Source organism: Pantoea sp. Cy-640 (genome assembly GCF_011752635.1).
Lineage (GTDB): Bacteria > Pseudomonadota > Gammaproteobacteria > Enterobacterales > Enterobacteriaceae > Pantoea > Pantoea dispersa.
The window spans coordinates 85,970-101,046 of sequence record NZ_VWXB01000003.1 but is presented as its reverse complement, the minus strand read 5'-3'; the positions used below and the strand labels follow the sequence as shown (position 1 = coordinate 101,046).

General features: G+C 57.4%; 14 protein-coding genes. 6 read left to right on the top strand and 8 right to left on the bottom strand.

Going from position 1 to position 15,077, the window contains the following annotated elements:
• Window positions 1-171 precede the first annotated feature (171 nt).
• On the bottom strand, window positions 172-4,062 hold the full coding sequence (purL, locus tag F3J36_RS09315; protein WP_166719559.1) for a phosphoribosylformylglycinamidine synthase: 3,891 nt from the start codon (window positions 4,060-4,062) through the stop codon (window positions 172-174).
• A gap of 270 nt (window positions 4,063-4,332) precedes the next feature.
• Here purL and mltF point away from each other — a divergent pair, with 270 nt between their 5' ends.
• Complete coding sequence (mltF, locus tag F3J36_RS09310; protein WP_021506534.1) at window positions 4,333-5,790, top strand: membrane-bound lytic murein transglycosylase MltF; 1,458 nt, start codon at window positions 4,333-4,335, stop codon at window positions 5,788-5,790.
• On the opposite strand, the gene tadA is transcribed toward mltF, so the two are convergent.
• Together tadA and yfhb are read right to left on the bottom strand one after the other, a co-directional pair.
• Window positions 5,787-6,281, bottom strand: coding sequence for a tRNA adenosine(34) deaminase TadA (tadA, locus tag F3J36_RS09305; RefSeq protein WP_071813580.1), 495 nt, complete (start codon window positions 6,279-6,281; stop codon window positions 5,787-5,789). The genes mltF and tadA overlap by 4 nt on opposite strands.
• Window positions 6,282-6,338: 57 nt before the next feature.
• The gene (gene yfhb / locus F3J36_RS09300; protein ID WP_010618503.1) at window positions 6,339-6,977 is read right to left on the bottom strand and encodes a phosphatidylglycerophosphatase C; all 639 of its coding nucleotides are present in this window, start codon (window positions 6,975-6,977) and stop codon (window positions 6,339-6,341) included.
• 216 nt (window positions 6,978-7,193) lie between these two features.
• Between yfhb and F3J36_RS09295 the strand changes: the two genes are divergently transcribed.
• The 5 genes from F3J36_RS09295 to F3J36_RS09275 all read left to right on the top strand — a co-directional run bounded on the left by F3J36_RS09295 (window position 7,194) and on the right by F3J36_RS09275 (window position 11,449).
• A complete protein-coding gene (locus tag F3J36_RS09295) occupies window positions 7,194-8,033 on the top strand; it encodes a MurR/RpiR family transcriptional regulator (protein WP_021506531.1) in 840 nt (279 codons plus the stop codon).
• A 182-nt stretch (window positions 8,034-8,215) separates the two neighbouring features.
• A complete protein-coding gene (locus tag F3J36_RS09290) occupies window positions 8,216-8,578 on the top strand; it encodes a GtrA family protein (protein ID WP_031279382.1) in 363 nt (120 codons plus the stop codon).
• The gene (locus F3J36_RS09285) at window positions 8,575-9,486 is read left to right on the top strand and encodes a glycosyltransferase family 2 protein (protein WP_021506529.1); all 912 of its coding nucleotides are present in this window, start codon (window positions 8,575-8,577) and stop codon (window positions 9,484-9,486) included. The genes F3J36_RS09290 and F3J36_RS09285 overlap by 4 nt, the downstream gene beginning before the upstream one ends.
• Complete coding sequence (locus F3J36_RS09280; RefSeq protein WP_247653165.1) at window positions 9,483-10,904, top strand: glucosyltransferase domain-containing protein; 1,422 nt, start codon at window positions 9,483-9,485, stop codon at window positions 10,902-10,904. The genes F3J36_RS09285 and F3J36_RS09280 overlap by 4 nt, the downstream gene beginning before the upstream one ends.
• A 296-nt stretch (window positions 10,905-11,200) precedes the next feature.
• Window positions 11,201-11,449 (top strand): YfhL family 4Fe-4S dicluster ferredoxin, encoded by a 249-nt coding sequence (locus F3J36_RS09275; protein WP_088518104.1) that lies wholly within the window; start codon window positions 11,201-11,203, stop codon window positions 11,447-11,449.
• On the opposite strand, the gene acpS is transcribed toward F3J36_RS09275, so the two are convergent.
• Genes acpS through rnc form a run of 5 tightly spaced genes read right to left on the bottom strand, consistent with a single transcriptional unit; the run spans window position 11,446 to window position 14,990 of the window.
• Entirely contained in the window at window positions 11,446-11,826 is a 381-nt protein-coding gene (acpS, locus tag F3J36_RS09270) for a holo-ACP synthase (RefSeq protein ID WP_010617758.1), read from the bottom strand. The genes F3J36_RS09275 and acpS overlap by 4 nt on opposite strands.
• The gene (gene pdxJ, locus F3J36_RS09265) at window positions 11,826-12,557 is read right to left on the bottom strand and encodes a pyridoxine 5'-phosphate synthase (RefSeq protein ID WP_132464690.1); all 732 of its coding nucleotides are present in this window, start codon (window positions 12,555-12,557) and stop codon (window positions 11,826-11,828) included. Before pdxJ ends, acpS begins: the two co-directional genes overlap by 1 nt.
• Window positions 12,558-12,617: 60 nt before the next feature.
• Complete coding sequence (gene recO / locus F3J36_RS09260) at window positions 12,618-13,355, bottom strand: DNA repair protein RecO (protein ID WP_058775641.1); 738 nt, start codon at window positions 13,353-13,355, stop codon at window positions 12,618-12,620.
• A gap of 3 nt (window positions 13,356-13,358) precedes the next feature.
• Entirely contained in the window at window positions 13,359-14,261 is a 903-nt protein-coding gene (era, locus tag F3J36_RS09255) for a GTPase Era (protein ID WP_058758278.1), read from the bottom strand.
• A 48-nt stretch (window positions 14,262-14,309) separates the two neighbouring features.
• Window positions 14,310-14,990: a ribonuclease III gene (gene rnc, locus F3J36_RS09250; protein ID WP_021506523.1), complete on the bottom strand. Its 681-nt coding sequence runs from the start codon at window positions 14,988-14,990 to the stop codon at window positions 14,310-14,312.
• Window positions 14,991-15,077 lie beyond the last annotated feature (87 nt).

Here is a 15,077-nt window from a genome sequence, read left to right as displayed (position 1 = left end):
TTAGCGACAATTCAGTCATGGGATTGTCGTCATTTTCCGACATGCCACAGATGTCAGGGAATCACAGCGGATCGACAGCGGTGCCCACGCGACAAAAAATAAAAAAGGCCGCGTTGAGCGGCCTTTGCACGGTGCCCGTGAATGAGCACCGGTAAGAGACAGGATTCAGGTTTAACCCAGCTGCTTGCGCGCGTTGCGGAAAATGCGCATCCACGGGCTGTCTTCGCCCCACTCCGCCGGATGCCACGAATTGCTGACGGTGCGGAACACGCGCTCCGGATGCGGCATCATGATAGTGACGCGCCCGCTTTCGTTGGTCACGGCGGTGATGCCGTTCGGTGAGCCGTTCGGGTTCGCCGGATAGGTCTCGGTGACTTTACCGAAGTTATCGACGAAGCGCAGCGCCACCAGCCCTTTCGCTTCCAGCTCAGCCAGATGCGCACCGTCACGTACTTCAACAAAACCTTCACCGTGCGAGACGGCAATCGGCATGCGAGAACCGACCATGCCGTCCAGCAGCAGTGACGGACTGGCGGCCACTTCCACCAGGCTGAAGCGCGCTTCAAAGCGCTCGGACTGGTTACGCACAAAGCGTGGCCACAGCTCGCTGCCCGGAATCAGTTCACGCAGATTCGACATCATCTGGCAGCCGTTACACACGCCCAGCGCCAGCGTCTGCGGACGATGGAAGAAGTTTTCAAACTCGTCACGCACGCGGCTGTTGAACAGAATTGATTTCGCCCAGCCTTCGCCCGCACCCAGCACGTCGCCGTAGGAGAAGCCGCCACAGGCGACCAGCGCGTGGAACTCCTCCAGACCACGACGGCCCGCCAGCAGATCGCTCATGTGCACATCAACCGCGGTGAAGCCTGCGCGGTGGAAGGCAGCGGCCATCTCAACGTGCGAGTTCACGCCCTGCTCGCGCAGCACGGCAACGCGCGGACGCGCGCCAGTGGCGATCATCGGTGCCGCCACATCCTCTTCCGGACGGAAGGTCAGCTGCACGTTCAGGCCAGGATCGTTATCGTCTTTCTTCGCTTCATGTTCCTGATCGGCACAGGCCGGGTTATCGCGCAGGCGCTGCATCTGCCAGGTGGTTTCAGCCCACCAGGTACGCAGGGTGGTACGGCTTTCGCTGTACACCGCGCTGTCGCCGGAGCGGATAACAAAACGGTCACCCGGCAGCGCTTTACCGATGACGTGAACATTGCTACTCAGGCCGTGATCGGCAAACACTTTTTCCACGGCCGCGCGGTCGGCAGCGTTAATCTGCAGTACCGCGCCCAGCTCTTCCGTAAACAGTGCTGCCAGCGCATCGCTGCCCAGCGCGGCGATATCCGCCTCAATACCGCAGTGGCCGGTGAAGGCCATCTCAGCCAGCGTGACCAGCAGACCGCCATCCGAGCGGTCGTGGTAAGCCAGCAGTTTCTGCTCGCTGACCAGCGTCTGAATTGCATTGAAGAAGCCGGCCAGCTGCGCGGCATCGCGCACGTCGGCCGGTTTGTCGCCCAGCTGACGATACACCTGCGACAGCGCCGTGGCGCCGAGGGTGTTAGCACCGTTGCCGAGGTCCACCAGCAGCAGCAGGTTGTCGCCTTCCGGCTGCAGCTGTGGCGTCACGGTGCGACGCACATCCTCAACGCGTGCAAAAGCCGTAATGACCAGCGACAGCGGCGAGGTCATTTCGCGCTGTTCAGTGCCCTGCTGCCAGCGGGTTTTCATCGACATGGAGTCTTTACCCACCGGAATGGTGATCCCCAGCGCCGGGCACAGCTCTTCGCCCACCGCTTTCACCGCAGCGTACAGGCCTGCGTCTTCGCCCGGGTGACCGGCTGCAGCCATCCAGTTTGCCGACAGCTTCACGCGCTTCAGCGAACCGATCGCGGTCGCGGCCAGGTTGGTCAGCGCTTCGCCCACCGCCAGGCGGCCGGACGCAGCGAAATCAAGCAGCGCTACCGGCGCACGTTCGCCCATGGCAAACGCTTCACCGTGGTAGCTGTCGAGGCTGGCGGTGGTCACGGCGCAGTTCGCCACCGGGATCTGCCACGGCCCGACCATCTGATCGCGCGCCACCATGCCGGTTACGCTGCGGTCACCGATGGTCACCAGGAAGGTTTTCTCCGCCACGGTTGGCAGATGCAGCACGCGGTTTACCGCATCGGCAACAGTGATGCCGTCCCGCACCAGCGCGTCACCTTTCGCCTGCTGGCTGGCCACGTCACGCGTCATTTTTGGCGTTTTACCCAGCAGCACATCGAGCGGCATGTCGATCGGTTTGTTATCGAAATGGCTGTCGGCAAGGTTCAGGTGCTGCTCTTCGGTCGCTTCACCAATCACCGCGTACGGCGCACGTTCGCGCTGGCACAGCTCATCGAACAGCGCCAGTTTGTCCGGCGCAACCGCCAGCACATAACGCTCCTGCGACTCGTTACACCATACTTCCAGCGGGCTCATGCCTGGCTCATCGCTGAGGATGTCGCGCAGGTTGAAGTTGCCACCGCGGCCACCGTCGCTCACCAGCTCCGGCATGGCGTTAGACAGGCCACCGGCACCGACGTCGTGGATAAACAGAATCGGGTTGGCTTCGCCCAGCTGCCAGCAGCGGTCAATTACTTCCTGACAGCGACGCTCCATCTCCGGGTTGTCGCGCTGCACCGAGGCGAAGTCGAGATCGGCATCCGACTGGCCGGACGCCATCGAGGACGCCGCACCGCCGCCAAGGCCGATATTCATCGCCGGACCGCCCAGCACGATCAGCTTCGCGCCAACCACGATCTCACCCTTCTGCACGTGATCGGCGCGGATGTTACCAATGCCGCCGGCCAGCATGATCGGCTTGTGATAGCCGCGCAGCTCAACGCCGTTGTGGCTGTTGACCTGCTCTTCATAAGTACGGAAATAGCCGTTCAGCGCCGGGCGACCAAATTCGTTGTTAAACGCGGCGCCGCCTAACGGGCCTTCGGTCATGATATCCAGCGCGGTAACAATGCGATCCGGCTTGCCGAAATCCTCTTCCCACGGCTGTTCAAAGCCGGGAATACGCAGGTTGGAAACCGAGAAGCCGACCAGACCCGCTTTCGGCTTCGCGCCGCGTCCGGTGGCGCCTTCGTCACGGATTTCCCCGCCGGAACCGGTGGCGGCACCTGGCCATGGCGAAATGGCCGTCGGGTGGTTGTGGGTTTCCACCTTCATCAGGATATGCGCGGCTTCCTGATGGAACTCGTATTCGCCCTGCTGCGCATCCGCGTAGAAACGCCCGACCTCGGAGCCTTCCATCACCGCGGCATTGTCTTTATACGCCGACAGGACGTGTTCCGGATGCTGCTCAAAGGTGTTTTTAATCATTTTAAACAGCGATTTCGGCTGTTTTTCGCCGTCGATAATCCAGTCGGCGTTAAAAATCTTGTGACGACAGTGCTCGGAGTTCGCCTGGGCGAACATATAGAGCTCGATGTCGTTCGGATTGCGGCCCAGTCTGGTGAAGGCATCAAGCAGGTAATCAATTTCGTCATCGGCCAGCGCCAGGCCGAGCGTGCGGTTAGCCTGTTCCAGCGCCTCGCGCCCTCCGCCCAGCACGTCTACGCTTTTCAGCGGCTGCGGCTCATGATGCGCGAACAGCTGTTCTGCCGCGCTGAGCTCCGTGAACACGGTTTCCATCATGCGGTCGTGCAGCAGGCTGGCCAGTTGCTGCCACTGCGCGTCAGTCAGCTGCGGTGCCTGTACATAGAAGGCCAGACCGCGCTCCAGGCGCAATACCTGTGGCAGGTCGCAATTGTGGGCGATATCGGTGGCTTTCGATGACCAGGGAGAAATGGTGCCGGGACGCGGCGTCACCAGCAACAGACGCCCTTGTGGCGCATGTTCGGCGAGAGAAGGACCGTATTTCAGCAGACGCTGCAGGCGGGCTTGCTGTTCCGCGCTGAGCGGTGCGCTGACATCGGCGAAATGGACGTACTCGGCGTAAATATCACTCACCGGCAGATGAGCGTCCTGAAAGCGGGTCAGCAGTTTGTTTACACGAAATGCCGACAGAGCGGGCGAACCACGCAGAATTTCCATCATTAAAGATCTCTCGTCTTCGAAGCGCCGGGCGACGCTTCATGGGGCGCAACAGGGAAAACGGGCGGTATTATAGAGAAATGGCACGGGTTACGAAACCGTTTGCGCAGAAAAACTGAGCCTCAGGATTTGCCTGAATTTTGCGCAAATCTTGCTATATAAGTTGCCCTGTTGCGCTTTGTTGCGCAAAATGCCCCTCGCTCTGGGAGTGCAAAACAACATAAATACTGCCTTTAAAAGACAGAGGCCTGTGAGCCATTACGAGACAACTATTTGAAACGCCTGAAATTAAATTATCTGTTTATCGGTCTGATCACCGTGCTGCTTGCGCTGGCGCTGTGGCCGTCCATCCCCTGGTACGGGGGCGGAAAAGACGCGTTATCACAGATCAAATCGCGGGGAGTGTTGCGCATCAGTACCGTCAACTCGCCGCTGACTTACTACACCATCAATAATGCACCAGCCGGTATGGACTACGAGCTGGCGAAGCGTTTCGCCGATTATCTTGGCGTGAAGCTGGAAGTCACGGTGCGGCCCAACCTCGGCGACCTGTTTGACGATCTTGACGACGGCAAAGCCGACCTGCTGGCCGCCGGGCTGATCTACAACAGCGAGCGCCTCAGCCGTTATCAGAGTGGCCCGAGCTACTATTCGGTGTCGCAGCAGCTGGTGTATCGCATCGACAAGCCGCGGCCCAAAAACCTTGGTGATCTGAAAGGCCGGCTGATTGTGCAGTCCGGTTCAGCCTATCTGTCAACGTTACGTTCCGCCAAAGCGGACAGCTATCCCGATCTCGACTGGGCCATCTCCACCGATATGGGCCAGAAAGCGCTGCTGGAAGCGGTCGCCGACGGCAAGCTCGACTATACCGTGGGGGATTCGGTGACCATCGGCCTGCTGCAGCGTATCCATCCACAGCTGGCAGTGGCGTTTGATATTACCGATGAAGAGCCGGTGACCTGGTATCTGCCGCGTAACGATGACGATAGCCTGAACGCCGCCATGCTCGACTTCTACAGTCAGATGGGGGAAGAAGGCACCATGGCGCGGCTGGAAGAGAAGTATCTCGGCCACGTCGGCACCTTCGATTATGTCGATACCCGCACCTTCCTGCGCGCAATTGATAACACGCTGCCGGATATCAAGCCGCTGTTTGAGAAGTACGCATCCAGTATCGACTGGCGCCTGCTGGCGGCGATTTCCTATCAGGAGTCGCACTGGAATCCGCAGGCGACCTCGCCCACCGGCGTGCGCGGCATGATGATGCTGACGCGCAATACCGCTGACAGCCTCGACGTGAACGATCGTCTCGATCCGGAACAGAGCATTCGCGGCGGCAGCGAATACCTGCGGCGCATGATGGAAAAAGTGCCGGAGACCATTCCGGAAGATGAACGCATCTGGTTTGCGCTGGCGGCCTATAACATGGGCTACGCACATATGCTGGATGCACGCCGGCTGACCCTCAAACAGGGTGGCAATCCGGACAGCTGGGCCGACGTTAAGCTGCGCCTGCCGATGCTGAGCCAGAAGCGCTATTACGCGCAGACCACTTATGGCTATGCGCGCGGCCACGAAGCTTATAACTACGTTGAGAACATCCGTAAGTATCAGATCAGCCTGGTAGGCTATCTGCAGGAGCAGGAGAAACGGCTGGCACAGCAGTCGGCGCTGGAAGCGGAACTCGGTGCCGGTTATCCGGCTGTCGAACCGAAGATTGCGATGAACTAATCGGCGCGCAGCGCCTGCCGCTGCGCACGTTTCTGTTCGCGCCGCATACGGAAGAAGTCGCTCAGCAGCGTGGCGCACTCCTCGGCCAGGACGCCATGCGCAATCTCAATCTGATGATTCATGCCCGGATGGCCGATCACATCCAGCAGCGAACCGGCGGCACCGGTTTTCTCATCCTTCGCGCCATAGACCAGACGGGTAATCCGGCTGTGCACCATGGCACCGGCGCACATCACGCACGGCTCCAGCGTCACGTATAAGGTGGTGTCGAGCAGCCGGTAGTTATCAATCACTTTTCCGCCCTGACGCAGCGCCATAATCTCGGCATGCGCGGTGGGATCGCACTGGCTAATCGGCCGGTTCCAGCCCTCGCCAATCACTCTGTCGCCCTGCACCAGCACCGCACCGACCGGCACTTCGCCCTGCTCCCACGCACGCCGCGCCAGTTCAAGCGCGTGGCGCATCCAGTATTCATCAGTTTGTGGGTTCAACGGGCAACTCCTGCGGATTAACAAGGCGGCGCATTATAGACGGAATCCAGCTGCGATTCACTCCAGCTGTTGCAGTTCACCGCGCGGCGTCACGCGCCAGCGGTGCTGGCAGAAAAACAGCAGCGGGTTATCCTGCTTGCTGTCGCTGTAACCGCTGTACAGCTGCAGCGGCGTACCGATTTTTTCCTCGAGCTGCGCCACTTTTTCATGGCCAAGACAGCGCATGGCTAATACCCGGCCGCCACGGCCCGGCTTCATCTGGCTGGCGATCAGTTTTACGCGCGGCAGAAACGCGGAATCAAAATAGACCTGCTCCACCAGCGACTGCGGCGAGCCGGTAATCAGCCAGACATCGGCATCTTCACTGCTGAGGTAGTCAGTAAGCCGCTGCTGCACCACCGGAAACGCGGTGACGCGCTCGCGAAACCAGCGGGCAAATTCGGCCTCACGCTGGCGCAGCGTGGCCTCACGATGGCCAAAGGTGATAGCCCACAGCAGCAGGCTCATCGGCCAGCGCGCGGCGCGGCCCTTTATCAGCATACCCATGCCGATGACCGGCAGCAGCGGCACCACCAGCACCAGATTGAGCGGCTGGCGGCGCAGCAGATAACGCATAAATGTGCCAAACATGTCCTGCTGATGCAGCGTGCCGTCCAGGTCAAAAAATACCACGCGGCGATGCGAACCCTTTGTCAAACCCGACTCCTTTTTCTAAACGCGGCGATACCTGCTCTACAGTGTAGCCAGCATCGCGCGCCGGGGCGAAAGCTGTCATTTTTAATTCCAGTGGCTACAATGCCATTTGAATAGTTTATTCTCTGCGTCGGCGCGATGTCATCTGACATTCCTGGCCAGACATTTCCTTCCGCGAGCGGCTAAGCTGTGTGCGGGACTATGGATTAAGGATCGGACATGAGTTCATTGCTGCGAATTCGCCAGCTCTACCCACGCCTGGCGCTGAACGAGCGTCGGCTGGCGGATTTTTTGCTGTCGCAGCCTGATCGGGCACGGCATCTGAGTTCACAAAAACTGGCGGAAGAGTCAGGCGTCAGCCAGTCGAGCGTGGTGAAGTTCGCCCAGAAACTGGGTTACAAAGGCTTTCCGGCGCTGAAGCTGGCGCTGAGTGAGTCGCTGGCCGACCGCGATGCCATCACCGTGCACAACCACATTCTGAGTGACGATCCGCTTAAAGTTGTCGGCGAAAAGCTGCTGACGGAAAAAATTTCGGCGATTCGCGCCACGCTGGATATCAACAGCGAAGAGAAACTCACGGAAACGCTGCAGCTGCTGAAGAACGCCAACCGCATTCTGCTGGTCGGCATTGGCGCCTCCGGGCTGGTTGCAAAAGATTTTTCGTGGAAGCTGATGAAGATTGGCATCAACGCCGTCGCCGAGCAGGACATGCACGCGCTGCTGGCCAGTGTTCAGGCGATGGCACCCGGCGATGTGCTGCTGGCAATCTCCTACACCGGCGAACGTCGCGAGATCAACCTCGCGGCGCAGGAAGCGGCGGCGATTGGCGCCGATGTGCTGGCGTTTACCGGCTTTACCCCGAATTCGCTGCAGCAGTGCGCCACGGTCTGCCTGTACACCGTCGCCGAGGAGCAGAGCACGCGCAGCGCGGCCATCTCCTCCACCAGCGCCCAGCTGGCGCTGACCGATTTGCTGTTTATGGCGCTGGTGCAGAACGATCCGGAACGCGCCTCCAGCCATATTCGTCACAGCGAGGAGCTGGTGAAAAAGCTGGTCTGATTGCCCCATGATCAGGGTATTCCCCACCCTGCCTTAGCCCGAAATTGATCATCGGGCGGGGCAATGCTTTTGTTGCCTGTCGTTATCCTTGTTTTGGCCCGATTAAACGCATTTTCAGCATCGGGCTTGCAGGATAATTTCCGATGTATATGATCAGGGCAAATTTACTCATCTCTCTCGTCATGCTGAAACTTATTTCCCGTTATGCAGGAATTGGCGTTATCAACACCGCGATTCACTGGACGGTGTTTGCGCTTATTCTCAAGCTATTCGAGTCAGGCCAGGCTATGGCAAACTTTGGTGCATTCTGCGTTGCGGTGACGTTTTCCTTTTTTGCTAATGCCCGCTGGACCTTCTCTTCTGCAGCCACGCCCTTGCGTTACCTGCTTTATGTCAGCTTTATGGGAGGCATGGCGGCGCTGGTTGGCTGGATGGCCGACGCCTGCACGCTTTCCCCGGTGATTACCCTGATACTCTTTTCCTTTATTAGCCTGGGTTGCGGCTTCATCTACTCTAATTACATCGTTTTCAGGGAAGTAAAATGAAATTGTCTCTCGTCGTGCCCGTCTTCAATGAAGAGGAAACCATTCCACTCTTTTATCAGGCGGTTCGTCATGAATTAGCCGGCTATCAGGTGGAAATTGTTTTTATCAATGACGGCAGTAGCGATGGCAGCGAAAACATCATCAATGCCCTGGCCATCTCGGATCCGCTGGTCATTGCGCTGTCATTTACCCGCAATTTCGGCAAAGAGCCCGCGTTGTTTGCCGGACTGGAGCATGCCACCGGCGACGCGGTTATCCCGATTGATGTTGATCTGCAGGATCCCATCGCCGTTATCCATCAACTGGTTGAACGCTGGCAAGCGGGTGCCGATGTGGTTCTGGCTAAACGGAAAGATCGCAGCGCCGATGGGCATGTCAAACGTAAAACAGCCGAGTGGTTTTATCACTTTCACAACCAAATCAGCTCGCCGAAAATAGAGGAAAACGTTGGCGATTTTCGTCTGCTGTCGCGTGAGACGGTAGAACATATAAAAAGCCTGCCGGAAAGAAATCTGTTCATGAAGGGCATTTTATCCTGGGTGGGCGGTAAAACAGCGATTGTGGAATATGATCGGGCTGAACGCGTCACAGGGGTGTCGAAATTTAATGGCTGGAAATTGTGGAATCTGGCATTAGAAGGATTAACCAGTTTTTCCACCTTCCCCTTGCGCATCTGGAGTTACATCGGCGGTAGCGTCGCGTTACTCTCCTTTCTTTATGGATTCTGGATGATCATCGATAAACTGCTCTGGGGCAATCCGGTGGCGGGTTACCCTTCGTTGCTGGTTTCCATTCTGTTTTTGGGTGGAGTGCAACTTATCGGCATCGGTGTTCTGGGCGAATATATTGGCCGAATCTACATTGAGTCCAAACAAAGACCACGCTACGTAATTAAGAGCAGGAAATGAAAAAAACAGTTTTTGAGCGTCATCCCTCCGCCATGTATCTGATACTGGCCGTCGCTTTACTCATCGGTTATAGCCCGGTTTATTTATCAACATACGGATTTTCCGACGACTGGTTCTATTTATACGCATCCACTACCGATGCATTCAGTATTTTCAAATGGGATATCTTATCGGGCCGACCTTTTTATGGTGCTATCCGCTACTTCTTCGCTTTCCTGATCGATGACGTGCAGGATTTGACATATCTCAGGGTGCTTTCTTTATTCAGTCTGATTTTACTGGGTGGTTACATCATCCGTTTCCTTGAGCGTCGCAGCATTTTTGCCAGCGCGGTCCAGCGTCTGACGTTTGCCACGTTGATTTGTTTGCTGCCCTCATTTCAGGTTTTTGTCGGCTGGACAGTCTGCTTTCCTTATGTCCTGTCCGTGCTGCTGGCGGGCATCAGTTATTCAACGTTGGCGGAAAACAAAGGCCTGGGCCGGGTGCTACTGTCGGCTATTTGCCTGACGCTTTCCTTTGCGATTTACCAACCCGCAGCCATGAGCTTTTTATTCTTTGCCCTGCTCGAGCTGGGCATGACCCGGAATAATCATCAGCGCAGCGCGGTGATCAAGCTGATGTTGATGCTGGGATTTGGCATGGTGATGGCACTGGTACTGGCGAAAGTTCTGCCGCTCGTGCTGTTCAATGAAGTACTGGCCAGAACCAATATCACCTTAGCGCCGCTGAAAAAAATCACCTGGTTTATCGCTGAGCCGCTCAGAAATGCGCTGTGCAACTTTGATACCGGGCGCTCGATTGTCAGCATTATCATCTCCTGCTCCCTGATCATCGTGGGCATTGTGAAGGCACCCGATTTCAAACCGCGTAAAGCTTTTCTGTTCCTGTTTTTCCTGGTCGCGGCGGGCATTCCTAATCTTTTGGTGAGTGAAGACTGGGCAGCCTATCGCACGGTTATCGCGCTGTCGTTAATCACTACCTCAGCCTTCATTGCTGGCTTATTCGTGATCTTTAATAAGCTGAAGATAACCACGTCTGCCAGTATCGTTTGCCTCGTTATTGCAGTGCTCTCATGCATGCTAAATATTCAGAAGGGCTTTTCTACGCCTCAGCAGCGCGAGTATCAGTTGTTAAGCAGCGCAATCACCGGGAACGTGCCTGCAGAATATTCTGGCCAGCTTTATTATCGTATCGATAGCGACAACTTACCTGCTGTCGCAAAATCCAAAAAATACGATGAGTTCGGTTCGCTTTCGCTGGGTATGCCATGGACCTTTGCCGGTATGGCCGACGCGATTAAAAAAGAGCACGCGATGAAGTTTTCTTTGCCAAAGGCGCCCGTTATCTACGGCAGCGATCAATGTCCAGGTAATTGTCTGACGCTGGATGCCACCCACGTGCTGGCACCGGTAAAATAAAGGCCAGCGCCGCCACTATTTCGCTTACCACGCAACGGCTCTGCTTACCGTTGCGTGGTTTACTGGCTATGGCGCGACATCAGATCGGCTGGCGGCTGAATACTACGCTAAGTCATTTTTTGAACGCCACCCGGCGTGATAATATGCGTGCCGCTCAGGGGATCGCCCCGCTGGTTTGCGCCTGCATCGATTGAAAAATCACACTGCAAAGCGCTATTTCAGCAGGCGTTTTACGCCGAAGAGCGGAACTAACCATGAAACATGCAATGAAAACAAGCAACTGATGAGCTTATGCCATGGCACTGATAATTACTGAGCGCTGCATTAACTGCGACATGTGCGAGCCTGAGTGCCCGAACCAGGCGATTAGCATGGGTGAATCGATCTATCAGATCGACGCTGACCGCTGCACCGAGTGCGTGGGTCATTATGATGAGCCGACCTGTCAGAGCGTCTGCCCGATTGATAACACTATTCTTTCAGACCCACAGCACGTGGAAAGTCGCGACGCGCTGTGGGAGAAATTTGTAATGCTGCACGCTTAATCTTCGATAATCACCGTAGCGCAGGCATAGTGTCGCTCGTCGGCCAGCGTGACGTGCACATGCTGCACGCCCAGCTGGCTGGCAATCACTTTGGCCTGTTCAAAGAAGCGCAGGCCAGGCTTCCCCAGCGCATCGTTGTACACTTCAAACTGATTGAACGCTAAGCCGCCGCGAATGCCGGTGCCGAAGGCTTTTGCCGCCGCCTCTTTCACCGCAAAACGTTTGGCCAGGAAGCGCACCGGCTGCTGATGCGCCTGATACTGCTGCCACTCAGCTTCGCTCAGCACGCGGCGCGCCAAACGATCGCCAGAGCGTTCAATCACGCCGGCGATACGCTCGATCTCGACGATATCGCTGCCCAGCCCCAGGATGGCCATTAGCGGCGCGCTTCCCGCATCAGCGCTTTCATGTCGCTAACCGCCGCTGCGAGACCGCTGAACAGCGCACGACCGATAATCGCGTGACCAATGTTCAGCTCATGCATTTCCGGCAGCGCAGCAATCGGCTGGACGTTGTGATACGTCAGACCGTGGCCAGCATTGACCTTCAGACCGCGGCTGGCGGCAAAGGTCGCAGCGCTGGCGATACGCGCCAGTTCGGCTTCGCGTGCCAGCCCTTCCGCTGCTTCAGCATAGGCGCCAGTGTGGATTTCAATGTAAGGCGCACCGCTGGCGACCGCCGCTTCAATCTGGCGCTGATCGGCATCAATAAACAGCGACACCAGAATGCCCGCCTCGCTCAGCTGTTTGACTGCCGCGTTGACCTTGTCCTGCTGACCGGCCACATCAAGGCCGCCTTCGGTGGTCACTTCCTGGCGCTTTTCCGGCACCAGGCAGACAAAATGCGGTTTGATGTCGCAGGCGATGCCCACCATTTCGTCGGTGACCGCCATCTCAAGATTCATGCGGGTATGAATGGTGTCGCGCAGGATCCGCACGTCGCGGTCAGTGATATGACGGCGGTCTTCACGCAGGTGCACGGTAATGCCGTCTGCGCCCGCCTGCTCCGCGACAAACGCAGCCTGTACCGGATCGGGATAGTTTGTGCCACGCGCGTTACGTACGGTGGCGATGTGATCGATGTTGACCCCTAACAGCAACTCAGCCATGACAATCCTTAAATGTGTTCAGTATGTTTGCAGTGTAACGCGCGGAGCCTGTCAGGTGCATCACCCGCGCTCGTCGTTTGCCACATTCGGTCGTTTTTTCGGCACAAACTGACGGAACAGCTCCTGGCTCTTCAGCGGCTTACCGCCCAGATAAGGTTTCAGCGCCATGCGCGTGAAGCGTTTGGCGGCACGCAGCGTGTCGGCGTCGGGAAATTCGCGCTCCCACAGCGCGCGCAGCTGGCGGCCAGTGAAACTGCGCTGATTGACCACCAGACTGGCGATAAAGCCTTTCTCTTCGCGATAGCTGTAGGTCATGCTGTCGTCGACCGCCTCGCCGCTGCCGGCGCAGTGCAGAAAGTCGACGCCGTAGCCCAGATGGCCCAGCAGTGCCAGCTCAAAACGGCGCAGCGCTGGCTCGGGCGAACCATTGGCCGCCGCCAGCGTCTGGATACAGGAGAGATAATCGAAGAACAGTTCGGAGAAGGGAATTTCCTGCTCCAGCACCCGCGACAGCAGCTCGTTAACATACAGGCCGCAGTAGAGCGTGATGCCGCTGAGCGGCAGCGCCAGCGACACCGCTTCGGCGTTACGCAGGGTTTTGACTTCGCCACGGCCGCCCCAGCGCACCAAGAGCGGTGTGAAGGGTTGCAGTGCGCCTTTAAGCTGGGAACGGCGCGAGCGTGCGCCCTTGGCAAGGACGCGGACGCGTCCCTGACTTTCGCTGAACAGGTCGAGCAGCAGGCTGGTTTCGCTGTAAGGGCGACTATGCAGCACAAAGGCGCGTTGCCAGCCTTCCATCAATTAGTCGTCTGTATAACCCAGGCTGCGCAGCGCACGTTCGTCGTCCGCCCAGCCCGATTTCACTTTAACCCACAGCTCGAGATGGACTTTCGCCTCGAACATCTCTTCCATGTCTTTACGCGCTTCGATACCGATGGTTTTGATTTTGGCACCTTTGTTGCCAATCACCATCTTCTTCTGCCCTTCGCGCTCGACCAGAATCAAACCGTTGATGTCATAGCCGCCGCGCTCGTTAGAAACAAACTGCTCGATCTCCACGGTAACTGAATACGGTAACTCGGCGCCGAGGAAGCGCATCAGTTTTTCACGGATGATTTCTGAGGCCATGAAACGCTGCGAGCGATCGGTGATGTAGTCTTCCGGGAAGTGATGATCCGACAGCGGCAGGCGCTTGCGGGCAATTTCCGCAATCGCATCCACGTTTTTACCGGTTTCGGCGGAGATCGGCACGATCTCGAGGAAGTTCATCTGCTGGCTGAGGAACTGCAGGTGCGGCAGCAGGATGCTTTTATCCTGGATGTTGTCGACTTTGTTTACTGCCAGCACCACCGGCACTTTGCCGTCACGCAGCTTGTTCAGCACCATCTCATCGTCAGGCGTCCAGCGCGTGCCTTCCACCACAAAAATTACCAGCTCAACGTCACCGATGGAGCTGCTGGCAGCACGGTTCATCAGGCGGTTGATCGCCCGCTTCTCTTCCATATGCAGGCCGGGTGTATCCACGTAGATCGCCTGATAAGCGCCTTCGGTATGAATACCCATGATGCGGTGGCGCGTGGTTTGCGGCTTGCGCGAGGTGATCGACACCTTCTGCCCCAGTAGCTGGTTCAGTAAGGTGGATTTGCCGACGTTAGGCCGGCCGACAATCGCGATAAAGCCGCTGTATGTTTCGAGTTCGCTCATTCGGGTCCTGATTGGGCAGCCTCACTGCTGAGGCTGCGAAATGACAATTTATTCGAGGCCGAGCTTGATTAACGCCTGTTCGGCGGCGGCCTGCTCTGCTTTACGGCGGCTCGAGCCCACGCCCACCACCGGTTCAGCCATCCCACTCACCTGACAGTGAATGGTGAATTCCTGATCGTGCGCTTCGCCACGAACCTGTACCACCAGATAAGACGGCAGCGGCAGATGACGGCCCTGCAGATACTCCTGCAGGCGCGTTTTCGGATCTTTTTGCTTATCGCCCGGGCTGATCTGCTCAAGGCGATTCTGATACCAGTCGAGAATCAGCTTCTCGACCGTCTGAATATTGCTGTCGAGGAAGATGCCACCGATCAGCGCCTCGACGGTATCCGCGAGGATGGATTCCCGGCGGAACCCGCCGCTTTTCAGCTCGCCCGGCCCCAGACGCAGACATTCGCCCAGCTCAAACTCGCGCGCCATTTCGGCCAGCGTGTTGCCGCGTACCAACGTGGCACGCATGCGGCTCATGTCGCCTTCGTCCACGCGCGGGAAGCGGTGATACAGCGCGTTGGCAATCACATAGCTGAGAATAGAATCGCCAAGAAATTCAAGACGCTCGTTATGTTTGCTGCTGGCGCTGCGGTGAGTCAGAGCCTGCTGCAGTAATTCCGGATGAGTAAAAGTGTAGCCCAGTTTGCGCTGCAGCTTGTTAATGAGGATGGGGTTCATGCGATTCCAGTTGTTCTGTGCGTCTGTGACTCTGCATACCAAACAGGGCTGAAGGTCCAGCACGTTCTGTTTGGTGTGCAGTGGCTC